Below are 21,368 nucleotides of genomic sequence, written 5' to 3'. Positions count from 1 at the left end.
CAAAGAAGAACCCTGTAGCTGTTCAAACAAGTAAAGAAAAATACAACTCCAGGCTAACCCATTAGTGAACAATGAACACAAACGAAAAGTTTCCCGCAGATCTCTACACCTATATGAAGGAGCATACTTTAATGGAGGTCAAAGGAGGCACTACCCGCCCCACTTTTCTAAAGATCTGGATGGTGGAAGTAGATGGCCGCGTCTTCGCGAGAAGCTGGAACAAAAGTGAAAGAAGCTGGTTCACTGAATTCCTGCGGACGGGCGTTGGCGAGATCAAATACGGCGATACCATTATGAAAGTAAAAGGCAAAAAGATCGCTGCGGAAGATCCTGTGAACCCAAGGATCAGTGAGGCTTATCTGAAGAAGTACAACCAGCCCCAGAACCTGCCTTATGCCGAAGGGATCTCCAAGCCGGAATATTTCGATTATACCATGGAGTTTTTTCCCGATCCTGATAACACAGTATAAAGACCTTTTACTATCCTGTACTATAAGTAGATAACAAAAAGATATTGTCATTGATCACATAAACTATAATTTTAATGAAGATATATTTAGAGAAAATAATATTTGTTAATAGAGCTCCATTTGAAAACCTTGATTTAAACTTATATGAAAATGACATAAATGTATTAATGGCTGTAAATGGAAGTGGTAAAACAACAATACTATCTCATATTACAGATGCCTTTTATGAAATGGCAAAACCTCATTTTCAGAATGAATTTGAAGAAAATCAAAATAAATATTATAGGGTCTCATCAAATATTTATAATCTAAACTTTAATAATTTTTCCCTTGTCTATTTTAGGTTTATCACTCCAGAAGGAAAAATCGACTATATCGATGTAAGAAATCAAATGAGTTCTGCAGACTATGATAGACACGTCCAGCTCGATGATAAAATACCATACAACGAAATAAATGGTGTACTCGTAAATGCCACCAACGTAAAAAAAGTTTCAAAAGAACTTAATAAAGATTCTGCTTTAAAAATTTTCAATAATAATGTTTTAACCTTTTATCCCTCGTATAGATATGAAAATCCTGGCTATTTAAATCAACCTTATGAAGTAAAGTTGGAATTCAAAAAAAGTTCAGGATTTGCTGGATATCTAAACAATCCATTAGAGGTTATAACAGGTTTACCAGAACTGGCTAATTGGATTATGGATATAGTCTTAGATATGAGGATGAATCAGCAACTGCCAGATTTACTAATATTTAATAACCTGAACAATATCATTTCTCAAACATTAAAATCCAAAGGTTTGCAAAACTGCCGATTTGGCGTTGGACCAAGGGGTTATGGTAATACAAGAATTCAAATTGTTGAAAATCAAGGAAAACAAGTATATCCAAACATTTTTAATTTGTCATCAGGTGAAAGCTCTTTGCTATGTATTTTTGGAGAAATTTTAAGGCAAGCTGATAACAATATAAGCAATACAATTCTCAGTCATATTCACGGAATCGTTCTAATCGATGAAATTGATAAGCATTTACATATTAGTTTACAAAAGGAAGTACTTCCAGAGTTATTAAGATTATTTCCAAATATTCAATTTATTCTAAGTTCTCATTCTCCCTTTTTAAGTATGGGGCTTGCCGAAAAACTCGAAAATAGATCAAAAATAATCGATTTAGATAATTTCGGAATTACCAAAGATCCATCAGAAAATAAAATGTATGAGGAAGTTTATGAAATGATGATAAATGAAAACAAAAGGTTTAAAAACCTTTATCAAAATCTAGAAAGTTCAATTAACAATAATAATAAAACCTTAATAATTACAGAAGGAAAAACAGACATACAGCATATTCGGAAATCTGCAGAAATATTAGGATCGTTTGATTTTGAGGTAGAATATTTTAATGCAGAGTCCGATTCTAAGTTATTAGCAATGTTAGAACAGCTATCGAAGCTTCCAAGGACAAGAAAAATAATTGGAATATTTGATAGAGATGTTCCTAAAACGGTTTCTAAAATTGAAAAAAATGGTAATACAACCCTGGAATATGGGAATAATGTTTATGCTTTTTGCCTGCCTATTCCAGAACATAGAGAGGGTTATACGAATGTATCGATCGAATTCTATTATCCAGACAAAGACTTAAAGAAACCGCATAACGGGAAATGTCTTTACTTCAGTAATGAGTTAAATTTCAATAGCAATAGAAAACCTATATCTCCTATAAATGAACCAGAAGATGATTTTGACAAAAAAATTTGGTGTGAAAATATCGGAGATTTAGAATGGATTCATTCAAAATCAAGATTTGCAGATTTAGTGGAAGATAATCCAGAATTTGTTTCAAATTTCAACTTTGACAGTTTCAAATTGGTTCACGAAAAAATAGAAGAAATCAACGCCGCCTAACAACGGCTCATCGCAAATAACAGGTATGACCGAAAAAGCTTAGTTTTAGATACCAGGAAAGAAAAAAGTTAAACCGTCTCCCGAAGCGTCGGGACCACGTCCCTACTCCGCCCACTGGCAATAACCGAGACGTTGCAAAATGAAAAAATTTAAAACCTTTTATTGCGAGCAATTTAAAAGCTGGTTTACTGGGGAAGCCACCAATTGAAAAAGTTCAGAAATAACAAAAGGGAACTGGCTTTTTTTGTCCCGTACTCTGCCAACTGGCGATAACCGAGACCGTCGCCTACAATTGAAAAATTCACATATGAACGAAATTATCGATTTAAGCCAGGAAATATATGAAGGGATGCCCGTATTCAAAGATCTTCCTCAAGTTAAAATCACAATTCATAATTCTCATGAAAAATGGAATGGAATTAAAAATCCGGCAACAATTACTCCTGCAGTACATAAATTAGAATTAGGTGAACATACAGGAACTCATGTTGATGCCATTAATCATATGGAAATTCAACATAAAGGAAAATCAATTGATAGGATGCCTTTATCAATGTTTTATACGGATGGTATATGTCTTGATTTTTCACATAAAAATCTAAAAGAACTAATCGAACCTGAAGAAATCGAGAAAGCTTGTTCGAAAGCAAATTTAGAAATTAATGAAGGTGATACTGTTTTACTTTACACAGATCACTATCGAAGATATTTTAATACTGAAAATTGGGGAAATGGACCAGGGATATCAATTTCGAGTGCAAGATGGTTAGGAGAAAGAAAAGTATCTGCATTTGGTGTAGAAACGATGTCCCCTGGTGTTTCAGGTATATCAAATAGAGAAGTCCATCATATATGTGGAGAAATGAACTTCACTCATTATGAAAATATGATAAATCTTCACAAATTAATAGGAAGAGGAAGATTCAGATTTATAGGTTTGCCTCTTAAAATTCGTGGGGGAACTGGCTCTCCAGTTAGAGCTGTTGCTGTTTTCGAAAACAAGTAAGCGAAACCGTTCTCCAATAAATTAGTATGAAAGGTATCATCGGACATATTTTTTTAAACGTAAAAGATTTCAATGAATCTGAGTTTTTCTATGATAACCTGTTAACCCTTATAGGTTTTGAAATTGACCATGTGGATGAGGGCGATTTTGGTAAATTAAAATCCTATAAACAAGGAGAACATAATATCTGGATCAGATTTGACCGACAAAAGGAAAGCAAAGAATTTGTGCGTGATGTTGGCCTGGACCATTTAGCCTTCGAACTTCAAAGCGAATCTGAAATTGACAAAACTTACGAGGCAGTAAAAAACCTGAACGTGAAAATCACTCGAGAACCAAGAAAGTATCCGGAATATTCAGAAACTTATTACTCGTTCTTTTTTCGTGATCCCAACGGAATACCATTGGAAACTTATTTGCAGTAACTGAGTTAAATATGAAAAGCAGGGGAATACTAACTCAGATGAAAAAAGTAGGAATATGCAAAAGTGATCTCTGGCAAAACTAAAAAGCTCCTGTTATGAATTTGAAGAAAAACAAAGTGTTCTCCTTTATTGCAATTTCTGCACTAATCATTTTATTGATCATTTTTCTGGATTGGGCACTTCAACACTTCCTTGATGGATGGCAAAATCCAATGTAGCACTTTCTGACTATGATTAATAATACAGGTTGATTTAAAAGCCCTCCTGGCCGATCAACATACCATTGACTTTTTCTCTAAAGAAGGCACTATTTGATCAAATCAGGTCCTCCCCTATACATTCTTTTCAATTCCCATTCCCAACATCCAGGGTGATATATGTCATTCCTTTTCCGGCAAAAAGTGAGGAACTTTAATAGCCGGTTTCTTCGATCTATGACGGGATCGCTGTTTCCGGCCTGCCCAATAATCTGCCCGCAAAATTAACGGTTTTAACAGTTGGTAACAATGGTTACTGACCCAGGGCCTCTATTAGGGTAATTTTGTCCCATAAAATTTAAGAAATGAAGAAACAGCAACTTATTTTTCTACTTCCGGTAATGCTTTTCGGCTGGATACTTTCAGCCCAGGAAACCGTTTCTATTGGAAAAAGGGAAGTCCTGGAACGGGTGCAGGAGAATAACAGCCAGTTGAGGATCTCTCAGCAGGAGTTCCTGGCCGCCCGGGCACAGTACCGGCAGACCAACGCGGTCTTTTTACCGAACATCAGTGTCTCCCATACCGGGATGACCACCAATAATCCGTTGATGGCCTTTGGTTCCAAGCTGAACCAGGAGATCGTTACCCAAAGCGATTTCGATCCGGCCCGGCTCAATGATCCAGACCGAATCGACAACTTCGCCACCAAAGTAGAGGTACAACAACCTTTGATCAACTTTGATGGCATTTACCAGCGCAGGGCTGCAAAGAACAAGATGCAGGCTACCGAGTTAAAAAGCGCACGCACCGGCGATCACATGAAGCTGGAAACGGAAAAAGCCTATATGCAGCTGCAATTGGCGCACAAGGCGGTGAAAGTACTGGAACAGGCTCTTGAAACAGCCGAAGCCAACCTGCGCCTGGCAGAGAACAACTTCGACCAGGGATACCTGCAGAAATCTGATGTGTTGGCCGTGGAGGTTCGGGTGACCGAGGTTAACAATCAGCTGCAGTACGCCAGGAGCAACGTGAAGAACGCGAGCGATTACCTCATGTTCCTTATGGGAGATTCCATAGATGTGGTGCTGGTGCCCAAAGATTCGCTGCAGGTGCAGATGAACCCGGTGACCGCCCCTGCCCTTTCTGAAGATCGAGCAGACATACAGGCTATGGAACTGGCCGCCCAGGCCCGTCGAAAAATGTATACAGCCGATAAAATGGCCTTTTTGCCCAGGCTTAATGCCTTCGGAAGTTATGAGCTGTACGACGATGAACTCTTCCAGGGAGACGCTACCGGATATATGGCGGGAGTAGCCCTGACCTGGGACCTTTTCGACGGAAGCAAACGCTTCGGAAAGGCGCAGCAGTCTAAAGCTGAATTTAAGCAGGCGCAGCTGGAATACGAACAGCATGTACAGAAGAGTCAGCTGGAACTCAACAAGGCGGTGCGAGACCTGCAGGACGCAGAGAACAAACTGCACCTTACGCAACTGGCCATGGAACAGTCAAAAGAAGCCTTGCGCATTCGCAACAACCGTTATGAGCAGGGACTTGAAAAGACAACCGACCTGTTAGGGGCAGAAACCCAATATTCTGAAAAACAGTTGGAGTATTTCCAGACGGTGTATGAGTATAATTATGCGGTAGCATATTTAGAGTTCTTAACTGAGAGTAGTAATAAATAAAAGTGGGCAGAGGACAGTGGACAGTGGATTGAAAAGCACCAAGCACCAAATTTTTACCCGCCGAAGCTTGAAAAGCGAAGGAGGGCCAAACTCCACAAATGTCACACTGAGCCCGACTGCGAAGCAGGAGGAAAGCCTGTCCTGAGTTTAGCGAAGGATCGAAGTGCTTCGTAACCGACAACCGAAAATAGACCTTAAACATTGAACATTAAACCTTGAACAAAATAGAGATGAAAAAAACGATATACACTTTAGCCTTAGCTACCCTTGGATTGTTTGCTACCAGCTGTGGCAGCGACGAGAAAAAAGAGGCGATCAATGAAGGTCCCGTAGTGCCGGTGAGGGTGGAGACTCCATCGGGTGCCGGGGAGCGATTTCTTACCGCCAGCGGGAAGATAGAAGCGGTAAACAGCGCCAATTTGAGCACCCGCATGATGGGGTTCATTGAAGACATTCACGTAAAAGTGGGTGACAAAGTGAACAAAGGAGAATTATTGGTCTCCATCAACAACAGCGACCTGCAGGCCAAACGTGCCCAGGTGAACGCTGGCATCACCGAAGCCGAAGCAGCCTATAACAACGCGAAGAAAGATTACGAACGTTTTAAGGCATTGTATGAGAAAGAGTCGGCTTCCCAAAAGGAAATGGACGACCAGACTGCCCGCTTTGAAATGGCGAAAGCCAGGCTGGAAGCGGCAAAACAAATGAAGAACGAGGTGAACTCGCAGTTCGCTTACGTGAACATCCGTGCGCCTTTTAGCGGGGTGATCACGAACAAGTTTGCCGAAGAAGGCACCATGGCCAATCCCGGGCAACCGCTATTAGCCATAGAATCTCCCGGAAAATTCGAGGTGATGGCCAGAGTTCCGGAATCTGAGATCTCCAGGATCGAAACCGGAACAAAGGTAGACGTCAATGTAAAATCCATTGACCAGACCATTCCGGGAACCGTTTCCGAAGTAAGTACCTCGGCCAGGAATACCGGCGGACAGTACATGGTCAAAATAGCTTTGGAGGATACCGAGGCGAAACTGCTTTCGGGCATGTACGCTACCGTGCGTTTCCCAATCGAAAAGAAAGAGGAAACCGCTTCGCAGGCGGTAATGATCCCTCAGGATGCCATTATTACCCGCGGAGACCTGCAAGGAGTCTACACCGTAAGTTCCCAGAATACCGCCATGCTGAGATGGCTGCGTCTTGGAAGAACTTATGGCGACCAGGTAGAAGTGCTTAGCGGACTCAACCCTGAGGAAGCCTACATAGTTTCGGCAGACGGAAAATTGTTCAACGGAGCAAAAGTTAGTGTTAAGGAGTAGAATTCGCGTGAGGGATTGAGGCAGCTACCGTGTAGCGCTGAAAGCCCGACCCGTAGGGTCACGCCCACCTGCACAAATGCCAAGGTGGATAAACTCAAAGAAATATAAAAATATGAAAGAAGGATTAGCAGGCAAGATCGCCAAAGGCTTTATCAATTCGAAACTTACGGTGCTGCTCATGATCGTGTTCATGATCATTGGGGTGTACGCGTCGTTCTTGATCCCCCGCGAGGAGGAGCCGCAAATTGATGTGCCTATGGCCGATATTTTTGTGGGATACCCCGGGGCCAGCCCCAGCGAAGTGGAATCTCGCATTATAAAACCACTGGAGAAAATGGTCTCCAATATCAAAGGGGTGGAATACGTCTATTCTACCTCGATGAAAGAACAGGGAATGTTGATCGTGCAGTTCTATGTGGGTGAAGACATCGAGCGTTCTTATGTGAAGCTCTACAACGAGCTCATGAAGCACATGGACCAGATGCCGCCGAATGTTACCCAGCCCCTGGTGAAGACCCGGGCCATAGACGACGTTCCGGTACTTGGGTTGACCTTGTGGAGCGAGAATTACAACGATTACCAGCTGCGCCAGATGGCCAACGAGCTTAGGCACGAGATCGAAAAGGTAGAAGATGTTTCTATCGTGAACGTGATAGGGGGCCGCAACAGGCAGCTGCGCGTGGTGCTTGACAAGGATAAAATGGCCGCAAGCGGAGTTGATCTGCTTGGGGTCTCACAAAAGATACAGGCCAACAACCAGCAGCTTTCATCGGGAAGTTTTGACAGGAACGATTCTGAAATACTGGTAAGTACAGGAAGTTTCCTGGAATCGGCCGCAGATGTTGAGAACCTCATCGTGGGGGTAAATAACAATCAGCCCGTGTACCTGAAGCAGATCGCCACCGTACAGGACGGACCCGAAGTCCCAAAAGAATACGTTGCCTTTGGTTATGGACAGGCCGTAAATACTTCGGAAAAGTTCCCCGGGGAATACCCTGCCGTTACTTTATCTGTAGCCAAGAGAAAGGGTGCCGACGCGATGAAGATCGCCGATGTGATCCTTGAAAAAGTAGATCACCTGGAGAGCAACCTTATTCCTGAGGACGTGCACGTAGAAGTGACCCGAAACTACGGGGAGACCGCTTCTCACAAAGTTGGTGAATTATTGCTGCACCTTATCGGCGCAATTATAGCGGTTACTTTGGTTGTGATGCTGGCCATGGGATGGCGCGGCGGACTGGTAGTGTTCCTTTCGGTACCTATCACCTTCGCCCTTACCCTGCTGAGCTATTACATGCTGGATTATACATTGAACAGGATCACCTTGTTCGCCCTGGTATTCGTTACAGGTATCGTGGTAGATGACTCGATCATCATTGCCGAGAACATGCACCGCCACTTCAAGATGAAACGTTTGCCGTTCAAACAGGCCGCATTGTATGCCATCAATGAAGTAGGTAACCCGACCATTCTGGCAACCTTTACGGTGATCGCTTCTGTACTGCCTATGGCATTTGTGAGCGGATTAATGGGACCATATATGAGTCCGATGCCGATTGGAGCTTCCATCGCGATGATCCTGTCCCTATTCGTGGCGCTTACCATTACGCCGTACCTCGGATTTATCTTCCTGCGTGAAAAAGCGAAAAAAGGAAAGCCTGTAAAAGAGGCCGAAAAGAGCATTGAAGACTCAATGATCTACCGCATCTACAGGAGGTTTGAAGAACCGCTTATTGATAACAGCAAGATTCGCTGGGCCTTCTTAGGAATTACAGCATTCCTGCTGCTTGGATCTGTGGCTTTGTTCTTTACAAAGGATGTAGCCGTAAAAATGCTGCCGTTCGATAACAAGAACGAGTTCCAGGTGGTGATAGACATGCCCGAAGGAACTACTTTAGAGCGAACAGCTGTAGTGACCAAAGAAATAGGACAATACCTCAGCAACAGTCCGCAGGTGGTGAACTATCAAACGTACATCGGCACCTCTGCCCCTATCACCTTTAACGGACTCGTGCGTCACTACGACCTTAGAGGAGCGAGCAACACTGCCGACATACAGGTGAACCTGCTGCCAAAAGGCGACAGAGACCTGCAGAGCCATGATATTGCGAAACTATTACGTCCCGACATTCAGGCGATAGGAGATAAATACGGAGCCAACATCAAGTTGGTGGAAGTTCCGCCGGGGCCTCCGGTATTGTCGACCATTGTGGCTGAAGTTTACGGGCCCGATTACGAGACGCAGATAGCTTTAGCCGACAGTATCCAGACCATTCTTCACAATACTGAAGACGTGGTGGATATAGATTGGATGGTCGAGGCCGATCAAACCGAATACGAATTCGAGATCGACAAGGAAAAGGCCATGCTGAACGGTATCGCTCCCCAGCAGATCGTTTACACCCTGAACTCTGCTCTTGGAGAGAGAGCCATCACCCAGTTATATGACGAAGAAGCCACTCAGCGAGTGGGGATCGTGCTGGCTCTTGACGAAGAAGATAAATCTACCGTTCAGGATATCATGCAGATACAGATCGCCTCGCAGAACGGGCAAATGATCCCGGTGAGCGACCTGGTACAGCCTAAAGAGGTGACAAGGGACAAGAGCATATACCGCAAGAACCAGAAGAGGGTGGTTTATGTACTTGCCGATATGGCCGGGGAACTGGAAAGTCCGGTGTACGCTATCCTGGGCATGGAAGAAAAACTGCAAGAGATCGAACTGCCTGCGGGTTACGAGATCAGTGACCTGTACATGGGGCAGCCGGAGTATGAAGATAACTACACCGTGAAATGGGACGGAGAATGGCAGATCACCCTGGAAGTGTTCAGGGATCTGGGAATCGCTTTCCTTGGTGTGATCGTGATCATTTATATCCTCATCGTGGGATGGTTCCAGAACTTTAAAGCTCCAATCGTGATGATGGTGGCCATACCGCTATCTCTGGTAGGGATCGTTCTTGGCCACTGGCTACTGGGAGCCTTCTTTACCGCCACCTCGTTCATTGGAATGATCGCCCTGGCGGGGATCATGGTGCGGAACTCGGTGCTGCTCATCGACTTCGTCAACCTGAGACTGGAGGATGGAATTCCGCTAAAGCAGGCAGTAATTGAAGCCGGTGCCGTAAGGACCACGCCTATTCTGCTTACTGCCGGAACAGTGGTGATAGGAGCCTTTGTGATCCTTTTCGATCCTATTTTCCAGGGGCTGGCGATCTCGCTAATGGGAGGAACCATAGTATCTACCTTCCTTACTTTACTGGTGGTACCGCTGGTATACTACATGATCGAGAAAAAGAAATATGTTGACAGGGAAGAAAAGACAGTAGTGACAGAAAGAGAAACTGAGGAAGTTAATTAGTTATGAGTTATGAGTTGTCGGTTGTGGGTTGTCCGTTTAATCCACACCGACAACTGGTAACCGATCCACCTTCGCTAAAGCTACGGCGGACATAGAACCGAGAACTGAACCATTTAACCTTAAACATTGAACTTTAAACCCAAGATGATGAAACTACTAATAGTCACCACAGTATCAGAGTACCAGAAGGAAGTCCTGAAGCTGTTCAAGAAAGCGAACATTGAAGCTTTTAGCTCTTCTGAGATCGACGGGTATAAGAACACCACTTCGCTGATCGCGACGACAAGCTGGTTTCCCGGAGAAAAAGGCGGTAATGAGTCTTTGATGTTCTTTTCCTTCACCGATGAAGAAAAGATCACAGACTTCTTTAGCTACGTGCGGGAATTCAACAACAATTTGGAAACCAATAATCCGGTGCGGGCCATTGTGCTCCCCATTGAAGAATCTATTTAATAATTAAAATCTATAAAATATGCTTAACAGAGTCATTCGCGGCATTGCCGGAACCTTTATCTTGATTAGCCTGCTACTGGCAGTTTATGTAAATATCAACTGGTTGTGGTTTACAGCCTTTGTTGGGGTCAACCTTCTACAGTCTTCCATCACCAGATGGTGTTTAATGGAAGATATCCTTAAGAAATTTGGGATCAAGAATTCCGGAGAAGCTTCCTGCAACAGTTAAAGCAGCTATTAGAACCATCGGCTTTTATCAAGATTGGTAATGGCCGGGAAACTGGTTTGTTTCAAAGGATTCCGCCTGTTGCGGGATCTTTTTTGTTTCTGAGGGAAGCAAAGTTGAAACAGGAACGGACATATTCCATGCAATAAGTCTATTTTAAAGGACTATCATTTCTCCAGACTTTAACGGATCCGTTCTAAAACAAAAAGATCCCGCCTTAAGCGGGATCTTCAATTTTATTTCTCTAATCTACTCGCGGTCAAGAACCGGAGGCAATTCGTCTATATACATTCTTTGGAAAGTGGGTTGATGCATATCTCCCTGACCGATCTGCTCAAAGTTCTCTGCCGCCCTTTTCTGCGCCTGACTTTTACTTTGTTGCGCTTTACCCATCATATGATTAAGCGCGGCCTGCAACAGTGGCTCTGAAGGATCTCCAAGAGTTCCCAGGTCATTAAGGTCCTCGGCTATTTCTATATCGGGTGAGAGCCCGTTCACATAATCACTTTTTCCAACAGAATTGGCCGATTTAAAGATCAATGGCTGAATGGCGTAAGTGTGGTTTTCATTAGCTCCTTCTTTTCCAAAATCGGGACTGTCATACAGAGTTGCTGAAGCCTGGAATTTTCCGGTGGTAGTGGTTCCTACCTGTATCACATCAATATACGGATCAAGCCCGTTGATGACCAGCTCACTGGCCGAAGCTGTCCCTAAAGTGGTGATAATATAAACTTTCGAAAGCTGCAGGCTGTTGATGGCTTCCTGTGTCCTGATCACCGGATTGAAACGGTTCAGCAGGCGTTCGGGATCTTCTTCTTCAAAATAGGTCTGGTACTTTTCGTTCCACTGCTCTTGCATGAAAACCTTTCCTTCAAACTGCCCGGTGATCATGCTGGCAAGATCCACAGCAGATTCCACAGATCCCCCGCCATTATATCTAAGGTCAAGAACAAGGTCGTTCACTCCGGCAGCCTTAAACTCACCAAAAGCCGCGTTGAGTTCATCGTCAAAATCGGCAATGAAACTGTTGTACATAAGATATCCAACTTTTCTCCCTTCCACTTCCAGAACTTTATTGATAAATACAGGATTTTCGGTATATCCGGCTGGATCAAGAGTCACGGTTTGATCGGTAAGCACTATGCTTCCGTTCTCCACATATCCTACATTAATGGTAAAGGAACCCTGCATTAGGTCGGCGTAATTGTCTAGCGTGAGTTTTGTCCCGTTGACTTCAGTGAATACCGTACCGCGGGTGAGACCGGCTTCGGCTGCAGAGGTATTCGGCAGCACATATTGTAGGAAACCAAAAACATTATTGGTATTGGTGATCCTACCTAAACCAAACTCCATTCCCGCGATACTGCTGTTAATGCCCTTAAAGCTTTCTTCAAGTGCTACATAATCATCTGTAATGAAGCTAAAGCGGTCCTGGCTGGAGAGCAGGTCGTCAAAAAGAGCTTCGGGGGAATCAAATCCTGCCAGGTAGCTGTTCTTTTCGTTTGTTGAAGCAAAGTAATCATCTGCCAACACCGGTACATCTGCCTTATACAGGTAGATATCGTTCATGCCTTTATAGACAAATTGTTCTACTTCTAGATCCCCAAATTCTTCGGTGTTCTTATCTTTTTCTCCGGTATTGGTAAGGTTATCTTTTAAAGCTTCATCATCTTTTTCACAGGAGGCGAAAAGGAAAGCTGTCGCTAACAGCATAGGGGTGAGTTTCTTCAAGTTCATATATTTTCTTTTTCAATCAGTCAAAAAATCTGAACGTTCATTTCATATAACCTTCTTGGTCTTTAGTCAGAACGTTTCTGCAGCTATTTTCGTTCATCAATTATGCCACACTTCTTATAAAAGACTGAAAAACACAAGTTTAATTGGTTTTTTTTGATTCTGAAGCATGACCGATCGCATTCTTTTCTACTGCTAAAAGAGCTAAATTGGATTTCAGAAAAATAGAGACACCATGCAAAATTCGGTTGTTTACCTGCTTTTGATCCTGGTTCTCGGAAGTTGCCTTAGGGACGAGAAGCTTTCCGCAGTCTATGTTCCCATCCAGGAAAAGGCTGCAGGCAATTTACAGGAACACCCGGGGAAAGAGCTGATGGAGACACAGTGTTACGTGTGCCACAGCCCTACTGCCGCGATGGACGAAATGATCGCTCCGCCCATGGCAGCCATAAAAGCACATTACCTGCTCGACCAGCCTTCAAAAGGAGAGTTCATTAAGGCTATTGTCTCCTTTGTTGAAGATCCTTTCGCAGGAAAAGCAAAAATACCCGGTGCTGTGGCCCGCTTCGGTACCATGCCGCTTCAAAACTTTCCGGAAAATTCTGTAGAACAGATCGCGGAGTATTTATATGATCACCAGGTAGAAGAGCCGGAATGGTTTGCCGAGCACTGGAAAGCCGGGCCCGGAAAAGGCATTTATCGACAGCAGGGCCGGCGATCAAATGCTCAGGGGCAAAGCAGCCGTACACAATATGAGGAAAAAGGCATCAAAATAGCCATGGAAGCCCACCAACTCCTGGGGCAAAATCTCATGAGAGAGATCCAAAAAAACGGCACTTTAGAAGCCCTGGAATTCTGTAACCTGCAGGCCATTCCGCTTACCGACAGTGTAGCCAATAAATTCGATGCTTCTGTACAGCGGGTTTCAGACAGGAACCGCAATCCGGTGAACTCAGCTAATTCCGAAGAAAAAGCGATAATTGAAGTCTTTAAAAGAGAAATATCCGCAGGCAAGGATCCGCAACCTGTCCTAAAGATGAAAAGGGACAGTGTGGAGTTCTATTATCCGTTGGTCACCAATACCCTGTGTCTGCAGTGCCACGGAAAACAGGAGGAGATGGAATTTGCGGTAAAGGAAAAGATCCTCAAACTATATCCGCAGGACAAAGCCACCGGCTACTCAGAGAATGAAGTGCGGGGAATATGGAAGATAGCGTTTAAAAAGTAGTTTTTATTTACTGTTCCTGTTCACAAAGATCCAGTAGAGGGTAACGGCTACAACGGTTAAAATTCCTCCGGCTATGTAAATTTTGTACTCCATGATAACATTAAGAATTACGGAGGCATCCAGGTGTGAATTAACCCCATAAACTGTAAGTAGTAAAATCCATCATTAAAAATAATGTCAGGGTCACCAAAAACAGGAAAAGACTTATAAAGAAAAAAGTACTTCCCAATCGGCCTTTCTTTTCAGAAAGATCGATCATTTCTTCTTCGAGTTTCAATTGTTCTATTCCTATTTGTAAGCCCTTAAGCCGGGCTTCATTGCCTTTATCGGTAAAAAAGATCCTGCCCTCACTTTCCATTATCATACCATATTTCTTCAGTTCGCTGTAGATCTCCTCAAGACATTTGTCAGCATGTATAGAGCCGGCATCTCCCTGCTCCACCAGGTCGATCAATCTCTTCAAATGGTTTAACATTCTTCAAAAGCATTTTGAGAACCCAAATTTCCCAAAGCATTTTTAGGAATACTATGACGGTGGTCAACTTAGAAATATTTTTCAAAAAAGATTTTTACACCTCACTTTTAGCCATTTACCCCCCTGTTTAATTTCTTCGGAAGGAATTTCTGACGAACTGACCTTGGTCATAAAATAAGGATAAACCGGTCCTTAATTTTGGACCTGTAACCGAAGTAAGAAAAAATGTTTTCAAAAGCATGTGAATACGCGATACGGGCCACTGTTTTTATCGCCTCGGAATCTGAAAAAGGAAACCGGGTGAGTTTGAAGCAAATAGCCCGGGAAATAGATTCCCCCGAAGCTTTTACGGCCAAGACCCTTCAAAAGTTATCCCGAAGCGGCATTATTACCTCCACCAAGGGAGCTCATGGCGGCTTTCATGTGCTGCCCGAAAAAATGACCGAGATAAAAGTATCACAGATCGTGGTGGCCATTGACGGGGACACCGTATATAAAAGATGTAGCCTGGGACTTTCAGATTGCTCAGAAGAACACCCCTGCCCCTTTCATTCCCGGTTCAAACCGGTGCGCACAGGATTGCAGGAAATAGTGGAAAATACGAATCTTAAAGATCTCACCTCGGGGCTTATCTCGGGAGAAACATTTTTAAAAGTCTAATACACGGGTTAAAACAGTAGATGGAATTAACGACAGACCGAAAGTTAAATCTGCAGGAGCAGGTAAAAAAATTAAAAAAAGAAAAGAACGCTGTGATCCTGGCGCACTATTACCAGGAACCTGAAATACAGGAAATTGCCGATTTTATCGGGGACAGCCTGGAACTGGCACGAAAAGCAGCGGAAACCGAGGCCGAAATCATCGTTTTTGCGGGCGTACATTTCATGGCCGAAACGGCGAAGATACTTAACCCCTCAAAGAGAGTATTATTGCCAGACCTCAAGGCCGGCTGTTCCCTGGCAGATAGTTGTCCGCCTGAGGCTTTCAGAAAACTGAAGGAACAGTATCCAGATCACGTCGTGGTCACCTACATCAATTGTTCGGCAGAGATCAAAACCCTCAGCGACATTGTCTGCACCTCATCTAATGCTGAAAAGATCATCAATTCCATTTCGAAGGATAAGGAGATCATTTTTGCACCAGACAAGAACCTGGGCAGTTACCTGATGAAGAAAACCGGCAGAAAAATGCTGCTGTGGGATGGGGCCTGCCTGGTACACGAAGCTTTTTCCCTTGACAAACTGCTCGAACTTTACAAGGAACATCCTTCGGCCATGATCATTGCCCACCCCGAGTCTGAAGAGCATATCCTCAAAGTAGCGAACTACATAGGATCTACTTCAGGAATGCTGAATTTCGTAAGGAACAGTGAGCATGATAAATTCATCGTAGCAACAGAAGCGGGAATCCTGCACCAGATGCAAAAAGATGTTCCCAATAAAACACTGATCCCAGCCCCTGCAAAAGAGGATAACACCTGCGCCTGCAGTGAGTGTGCTTTTATGAAAATGAACACGCTTCAGAAATTATATAACTGTCTTAAGAACGAGGATCCGGAGATCCTTCTTGAGGAAGCCCTAATGGAAAAAGCCCATTTGCCCATCAAACGAATGCTTGAACTGTCATAATATGAGAACAGACGTACTGGTAATAGGATCAGGGATCGCTGGTTTGTCATTTGCCATAAAGATCGCGCAGGCTCGGCCAGAAAGCAGTGTCACCGTTCTTACCAAGAGCAGCAATGATACCTGCAATACCGCCCAGGCCCAGGGAGGCATTGCCGTGGTGCTTGACCGGGTTCGTGACAGTTTTGAACAACATGTACAGGATACCCTCAAGGCCGGCAGAGGCCTTAATGATCGTAAGGTGGTAGAAATGGTGGTTTCACAGGCTCCTGAGCGATTATCTGAACTTATTTCCTGGGGAACTTCTTTTGATGCCGACAAGGAAGGAGGACTGGCTTTAGGCCTCGAAGGCGGGCATTCACAACGCCGGATAGTGCACCATAAAGACCTGACAGGTCTCGAACTGGAACGCAAACTGCTGAAAAAAGCAGCCTCCTTGGCTAACATCATATTTACCGATAAATATTTCGTCATCGACCTGCTTCTGGAAGAAAATTGCAACAAGACCTGTACAGGGGTAAAAGTGCTGGATAAAACTTCGCGGCAGCAGATCAACATCTCTTCCAGGGTCACCTTTTTGGCTACCGGGGGCAGCGGAATGATCTTTCAGAATACCACCAATCCGTCGGTAGCGACCGCCGATGGTGTGGCCATGGCTGTAAGGGCCGGGGCTCGGGTGAGCAACATGAACTTCATACAGTTTCACCCAACCGCACTTTTTGAAGAGGGAAAACATCCTCTGTTCCTGCTCTCAGAAGCCGTACGCGGATTTGGCGCCTATATTGTGAACCATAACGGCAATCGCTTCCTCTTTAAAACCGATACCCGCGGAGAACTGGCAACCCGGGATATAGTTTCCGAAGCCATTGTAAGGGAACTGAAAACTTCAGGCGAAAGTCATGCATTTCTGGATTGCCGGCACCTGAACTTTGAGGCTTTTCAGAATGAATTTCCTACCATAGTCGCCTACTGTCAGAGAATTGGATTGAACCTCAAAACAGATCTAATACCCATTGTTCCCGCGGCTCACTATCAGTGCGGCGGAATCGATGTGGATCAGAATGCCCGCACCTCGATCTCCAACCTCTTCGCTTCAGGAGAATGCGCCAATACCGGACTTCACGGTGCCAACCGGCTGGCATCGAATTCGCTGTTGGAAGCGCTGGTATATTCGCACCAGGCATTTGAATCGGTCGTGCAAGAACTCGACGAGATCAAAGAGCCAAAGAACGAGATACAGCCCGAGATCCTGACCTGGGAACACGAAGCTGATGACGAGATCATTGAAAGCCTTAGACAAAGGCTCAATGAGGTCATGACCTACGATCTTGTTCACGCCTCCGGTAAAAGGGATAAAAAAGAAGCCCTTGAACAGCTGGAAGAACTAAAAGATATTATTGATCATTATCCGCCTTTCAATACAGGTACTACCGCTTTTTATGAATTGAGGAACATGGTATGCACTGCCATCATCATCCTTGACCAGGCCATAGATCATCACTCCAAAATGCGAAAAAATTTGCCCGATCCTGTAATGTAAAATTGAAAGGGGATTTTTTGATGCAGAAGGCTTCTTTTTAGGAAAGAATATGCTATACTTGCTGCTTTACAAATAAGCCCCCAAAATGCCTATAGTTAAGAGACAAACAGCTTCAAAAATAAGAAAGACCCATCGTTACCTGGGACTCTTCATCGGGATCCAATTCTTAATGTGGACCATCAGTGGACTGTACTTCAGCTGGACCGACATTGATGAGATACACGGGGACCAATTTCGGAATGCGGAAATGACACCTTTAAATTTTGAAGGGCTGGTAAGTCCTTCAGAAGCGACAGGCATGGAGGTGCATTCTTTACAGCTGAAGGAGATCGCGGGAGAACCTTACTACTGGATCAACCACAGCATGCTTCACAATGCCCGTACGGGAGAAATGAAGAAAGAGTTGACAGAAGCTGAAGCCATGTTAATTGCTGAAAAGAACATGATGGAAGGGCTTGAGGTAGAGGGGATCGAAAAGATCACCACTACCGGAAATCACCACGAATACCGTGGCGGACCGCTACCTGCTTATGTAATAAGTTACGATACACCTGAAAATATCAAAGCCTACGTTTCTATTGCCGACGGAACCTTCAGGACTCTGAGGCATCGCGACTGGCGCTGGTTCGACTTTTTGTGGATGACCCATACAATGGATTATGAAGGGCGGGATGACTTCAACACTTTCGTACTCAGGGCTTTTTCCCTATTGGGCCTCATCACCGTACTCAGCGGATTCCTACTGTGGTTTATCTCTTCTCCTACCATGATCAAATGGACAGGAAACAAAAAGAAGGGCAAAAAAGTAAAACGGGTAAAAAAGTAGATCTTTTACCCGTCTGATCTTCTTCAATTTTAAAAATGGATCATTCAAACTGAATGATCCTTTAGCTTCTTTCTTTGTAATATTTATGGATGTGCCTACGCACGTAAAGGAACCTTAGTACCCCGAAACCAAGGATCACCGGGGCAAGGGCAATAAAGAAAAAACCCAGACCCGTAAGATCTTTTAATACCTCTACTTTTAAAATGGCTACCCCAGAACCCAGGATCACCATAAAGGTGCGCAGGTAAGCCAGGAAGGTGCGCTCATTGGCCATTTTCGTGCGGTCAATTGCCAGCCAGTCACGGGTTATTAGTTCCTTTTCCTCCATTATTTCTTTTCGGCCGCCCAGGCCTTATATCCTCCTTCCAGGTCAATGATCTTCTTGAATCCGGCTTTAGAGAGTTTTTTTGACGCTTTTGCGCTGCGGTTTCCGCTTCTGCAGTAAATATAGAGGGGTTCGTTCTTTTCCATTCCCTGGAACTGCTCTATAAAATCCTCAGAAAAGAAGTCTATGTTCCTCGCGCCTTTTATATGGCCCTCTTTAAATTCTTCAGGAGTACGCACATCTACCAGTTGTACCTCCTTCTTCTTGATCTTTTGATCGTATTCTTTAACTTCGATCACCGAAATTTCAGCACTGCTTTGAGCAAAGGCCGCTGAAACCCCTAAAAACAGTATTACCGCCACTAATATCTTTTTCATATATGCTCCTTTTTTAATCCTTAACGGGACAAAAACCAAACCAAAGATATCAATTTTTCAGCGGGATAACATGCTCATAGATCGCCATGAAATGGGAAAAACTTCCGAAGAGAACAAAAAAATGAAAAAGCGCGTGATTGTACTTTAATCTGTTAATGCTATACAAGACGGCGCCAAGGGTATAAAAAAGACCACCCGCAAACAACCACCACAGTCCGCCGACAGAAAGGTTTTCCAGTAAAGGTTTGATCGCGGCAATGATGATCCAGCCCATGCTCACGTAAAGAATGGTAGAAAGGGTCTTATACTTTCCGGTGAAGAAAAGCTTCAAAATGGTACCTGTGAGGGCTATTCCCCAGGCCACTCCAAAGATGGCCCATCCCGTGGTTCCTTTTAAGGTTACAAGAGAAAAAGGCGTGTAGGTGCCGGCTATGAGAATGAAGATGGCAATATGATCCAGCACTTTAAGCCTGAATCGCCAAACAGGATCTTTCGCGCTGTGGTAAAAGGTTGAGGAGGCATAAAGCAGCAGCAGGCTTATGGCAAAGACCATGAAAGTAAGGGTGACCCTTGTACTTTGAAACTCTGCTGCCCTTATCCATAACAATACCGCCGCCAACAGGCTGAGCAAAATGCCAAACCCATGAGTAAGGATATTCCACTTTTCCTCTTTGGGCGGATAAAATTTTACGGGTCCTTCTCCTTCCATAGTTTTATTCTGTTGCTGTAAAAATAAGAACATAATTTCTTATTTCCTGATCACTTCGGAAGGAAAAGCATGGATTTCCCCCATTCCAAAAAAGGCAGCTGAAGGCTATTTTTAAAAGATCAAATATGAATATCATGCGAAGTTTACATTGTCGCGATGCGGGTTTTGACTGCGAGGGAGTCATCCGTGCAAAATCAGATGAAGAGGTGTTGAATCAGGCTGCCCAACACGCCAAAGAAGTTCACGGAGTCGAGGCTACGCCAGAAATGCAGAAGGACCTCCAGGCTTTGATAAGGGAGGAGTAAAAGGAGGTTTTCCTGAGGTGATTGATAAGTCTGCACTTGCTCGGGAAGAGAAAGAACAGGCCAGGGTTACCGTATGGCTTGATTCTTATGATGATCTGTTTTCAGATTTTGATCCCCGCTCCTATTCCAAAAGGGCACTTTCTGATGATTTTATCGCGCAGGCAAAAAAACTGATCCGTGAGGAAAGCAGGGGCAGGGATTTTTTGTGGCAGTTACTTCTTCCCGCTTCCGTACGTAACTCTGCACATGAGGCCGTGATCGCAGAGCGCTTACCACTTATCTTCTCGCGAAGCTACGAGCAGCTCTTATTACAAAGAAAAAAAAGTAGGATAAGAGGTATAAAAATGGCAGGATTTGGAATTCTTCTCATGGTCATTGGCGGGTACATCTCCTTTCAGGAACCCGAAGAATTTTCAGTTCATCTTCTTCTTATCATCTTTGAACCCGCAGGATGGTTCCTGTTCTGGAGTGGGCTGGATATACTTCTGGAATATTCGAGGAAGACAAAAAAGGACCTGGATTTCTACCGCCGAATCTCCCGCACAAAGATCATATTCGGTTCCTATTGAGATACTCTTTTATAGGTATTTTTACAGGAAAGTTACTTTTCGGGAAATTTTTTCAACTCCAATGCGTTATATTAGCGTAAGAATTACCTGGCCAACAGTAGTTAAACCTTCCTAAACTAGTGCCAAATTGTAAGGCTGTTTCGGTGAAATACCATTTTTTTCGATAAAAAGCATTGTTTTTTAAAATAAAGATGTATTTTAGTCCCGAAATCATAACCACCAAAGAAACATGGATCTGATCGTAGTACTTATTTCTTTTGATATAATTGCCTCCAAATTTCTGGATTCATACATCACCTCTTATAGGGCTGTAGATTTTTATCAGGAGAGAAATCCCTTCCTGGCAAAATTACTTTCAGCTTTGAACATAGACCATGATGCATGGCTATCTTTCTTCTTTACCATTTTAATGGTGGGAGTCGCCGTTTACTTCCTTAACACGGCTTACGCCTCCATGCCTTACCAGTTGTTGTTCATCCTTACCGGTTTATTCACAACTACTTTGAACCTGGGAGCGGCACACAGCACTTACTTTGGAAAGAAGAATTTCATTACCCGCAGATTATTACAGGGAAGAAAATTGGAAGCATAGAGAAAAACTTA

Annotated in this window: 22 protein-coding genes; 17 read left to right on the top strand and 5 right to left on the bottom strand. The window is 43.8% G+C overall.

Annotated features, from left to right (window positions below):
* The first annotated feature begins 71 nt into the window (after window positions 1-71).
* The 9 genes from BLS64_RS08495 to BLS64_RS08455 all read left to right on the top strand — a co-directional run bounded on the left by BLS64_RS08495 (window position 72) and on the right by BLS64_RS08455 (window position 11,055).
* Window positions 72-470 (top strand): DUF2255 family protein, encoded by a 399-nt coding sequence (locus BLS64_RS08495; protein WP_093113093.1) that lies wholly within the window; start codon window positions 72-74, stop codon window positions 468-470.
* A 74-nt stretch (window positions 471-544) separates the two neighbouring features.
* Entirely contained in the window at window positions 545-2,383 is a 1,839-nt protein-coding gene (locus BLS64_RS08490) for an AAA family ATPase (RefSeq protein ID WP_093113092.1), read from the top strand.
* 307 nt (window positions 2,384-2,690) lie between these two features.
* Complete coding sequence (locus BLS64_RS08485) at window positions 2,691-3,389, top strand: cyclase family protein (RefSeq protein WP_093113091.1); 699 nt, start codon at window positions 2,691-2,693, stop codon at window positions 3,387-3,389.
* A 26-nt stretch (window positions 3,390-3,415) separates the two neighbouring features.
* On the top strand, window positions 3,416-3,814 hold the full coding sequence (locus BLS64_RS08480) for a VOC family protein (RefSeq protein WP_093113090.1): 399 nt from the start codon (window positions 3,416-3,418) through the stop codon (window positions 3,812-3,814).
* A gap of 562 nt (window positions 3,815-4,376) precedes the next feature.
* Window positions 4,377-5,696 (top strand): TolC family protein, encoded by a 1,320-nt coding sequence (locus BLS64_RS08475; protein ID WP_093113089.1) that lies wholly within the window; start codon window positions 4,377-4,379, stop codon window positions 5,694-5,696.
* A 230-nt stretch (window positions 5,697-5,926) separates the two neighbouring features.
* Window positions 5,927-7,012: an efflux RND transporter periplasmic adaptor subunit gene (locus BLS64_RS08470; RefSeq protein WP_093113088.1), complete on the top strand. Its 1,086-nt coding sequence runs from the start codon at window positions 5,927-5,929 to the stop codon at window positions 7,010-7,012.
* 112 nt (window positions 7,013-7,124) lie between these two features.
* The gene (locus BLS64_RS08465) at window positions 7,125-10,373 is read left to right on the top strand and encodes an efflux RND transporter permease subunit (RefSeq protein WP_093113280.1); all 3,249 of its coding nucleotides are present in this window, start codon (window positions 7,125-7,127) and stop codon (window positions 10,371-10,373) included.
* 144 nt (window positions 10,374-10,517) lie between these two features.
* Window positions 10,518-10,826 carry a hypothetical protein gene (locus tag BLS64_RS08460; RefSeq protein WP_407690097.1) on the top strand — a complete coding sequence of 103 codons (309 nt, stop codon included), beginning with the start codon at window positions 10,518-10,520 and terminating at the stop codon, window positions 10,824-10,826.
* A gap of 19 nt (window positions 10,827-10,845) precedes the next feature.
* Window positions 10,846-11,055 carry a YgaP family membrane protein gene (locus tag BLS64_RS08455; RefSeq protein WP_093113087.1) on the top strand — a complete coding sequence of 70 codons (210 nt, stop codon included), beginning with the start codon at window positions 10,846-10,848 and terminating at the stop codon, window positions 11,053-11,055.
* A 246-nt stretch (window positions 11,056-11,301) separates the two neighbouring features.
* Here the strand turns inward: BLS64_RS08455 and BLS64_RS08450 are convergent, their stop codons facing one another.
* Window positions 11,302-12,789, bottom strand: coding sequence for a S41 family peptidase (locus BLS64_RS08450; protein ID WP_093113086.1), 1,488 nt, complete (start codon window positions 12,787-12,789; stop codon window positions 11,302-11,304).
* 232 nt (window positions 12,790-13,021) lie between these two features.
* Here BLS64_RS08450 and BLS64_RS08445 point away from each other — a divergent pair, with 232 nt between their 5' ends.
* Entirely contained in the window at window positions 13,022-14,014 is a 993-nt protein-coding gene (locus tag BLS64_RS08445) for a Tll0287-like domain-containing protein (RefSeq protein WP_093113085.1), read from the top strand.
* Between the two features lie 130 nt (window positions 14,015-14,144).
* Here BLS64_RS08445 and BLS64_RS08440 read toward each other — a convergent pair whose 3' ends face one another.
* Window positions 14,145-14,489 (bottom strand): hypothetical protein, encoded by a 345-nt coding sequence (locus BLS64_RS08440; RefSeq protein WP_093113084.1) that lies wholly within the window; start codon window positions 14,487-14,489, stop codon window positions 14,145-14,147.
* Between the two features lie 225 nt (window positions 14,490-14,714).
* Here BLS64_RS08440 and BLS64_RS08435 point away from each other — a divergent pair, with 225 nt between their 5' ends.
* From BLS64_RS08435 to BLS64_RS08420, 4 genes are all read left to right on the top strand, one after another.
* On the top strand, window positions 14,715-15,149 hold the full coding sequence (locus BLS64_RS08435) for an RrF2 family transcriptional regulator (RefSeq protein WP_093113083.1): 435 nt from the start codon (window positions 14,715-14,717) through the stop codon (window positions 15,147-15,149).
* Between the two features lie 20 nt (window positions 15,150-15,169).
* Window positions 15,170-16,117, top strand: a complete 948-nt coding sequence (nadA, locus tag BLS64_RS08430; RefSeq protein WP_093113082.1) for a quinolinate synthase NadA — start codon at window positions 15,170-15,172, stop codon at window positions 16,115-16,117.
* Window position 16,118: 1 nt separating this feature from the next.
* Window positions 16,119-17,654 carry an L-aspartate oxidase gene (gene nadB / locus BLS64_RS08425; RefSeq protein ID WP_093113081.1) on the top strand — a complete coding sequence of 512 codons (1,536 nt, stop codon included), beginning with the start codon at window positions 16,119-16,121 and terminating at the stop codon, window positions 17,652-17,654.
* Between the two features lie 91 nt (window positions 17,655-17,745).
* Window positions 17,746-18,480 carry a PepSY domain-containing protein gene (locus BLS64_RS08420; RefSeq protein ID WP_093113278.1) on the top strand — a complete coding sequence of 245 codons (735 nt, stop codon included), beginning with the start codon at window positions 17,746-17,748 and terminating at the stop codon, window positions 18,478-18,480.
* Between the two features lie 61 nt (window positions 18,481-18,541).
* On the opposite strand, the gene BLS64_RS08415 is transcribed toward BLS64_RS08420, so the two are convergent.
* Genes BLS64_RS08415 through trhA form a run of 3 tightly spaced genes read right to left on the bottom strand, consistent with a single transcriptional unit; the run spans window position 18,542 to window position 19,924 of the window.
* Complete coding sequence (locus tag BLS64_RS08415) at window positions 18,542-18,808, bottom strand: DUF202 domain-containing protein (RefSeq protein ID WP_093113080.1); 267 nt, start codon at window positions 18,806-18,808, stop codon at window positions 18,542-18,544.
* Window positions 18,808-19,182: a rhodanese-like domain-containing protein gene (locus BLS64_RS08410; RefSeq protein ID WP_093113079.1), complete on the bottom strand. Its 375-nt coding sequence runs from the start codon at window positions 19,180-19,182 to the stop codon at window positions 18,808-18,810. The genes BLS64_RS08415 and BLS64_RS08410 overlap by 1 nt, the downstream gene beginning before the upstream one ends.
* A gap of 49 nt (window positions 19,183-19,231) precedes the next feature.
* Window positions 19,232-19,924: a PAQR family membrane homeostasis protein TrhA gene (gene trhA / locus BLS64_RS08405; protein WP_245693403.1), complete on the bottom strand. Its 693-nt coding sequence runs from the start codon at window positions 19,922-19,924 to the stop codon at window positions 19,232-19,234.
* Between the two features lie 101 nt (window positions 19,925-20,025).
* Here trhA and BLS64_RS08400 point away from each other — a divergent pair, with 101 nt between their 5' ends.
* From BLS64_RS08400 to BLS64_RS08390, 3 genes are all read left to right on the top strand, one after another.
* Entirely contained in the window at window positions 20,026-20,196 is a 171-nt protein-coding gene (locus BLS64_RS08400) for a DUF1059 domain-containing protein (RefSeq protein ID WP_093113277.1), read from the top strand.
* A gap of 17 nt (window positions 20,197-20,213) precedes the next feature.
* Window positions 20,214-20,765, top strand: coding sequence for a hypothetical protein (locus BLS64_RS08395; RefSeq protein ID WP_093113077.1), 552 nt, complete (start codon window positions 20,214-20,216; stop codon window positions 20,763-20,765).
* Between the two features lie 229 nt (window positions 20,766-20,994).
* Window positions 20,995-21,357 (top strand): hypothetical protein, encoded by a 363-nt coding sequence (locus BLS64_RS08390; protein ID WP_093113076.1) that lies wholly within the window; start codon window positions 20,995-20,997, stop codon window positions 21,355-21,357.
* Window positions 21,358-21,368 lie beyond the last annotated feature (11 nt).

Origin of the sequence: Salinimicrobium catena, from assembly GCF_900102915.1 — a bacterium.
In the GTDB taxonomy this organism is placed as follows: domain Bacteria; phylum Bacteroidota; class Bacteroidia; order Flavobacteriales; family Flavobacteriaceae; genus Salinimicrobium; species Salinimicrobium catena.
This window is presented reverse-complemented; position numbering and strand designations above follow the sequence as displayed.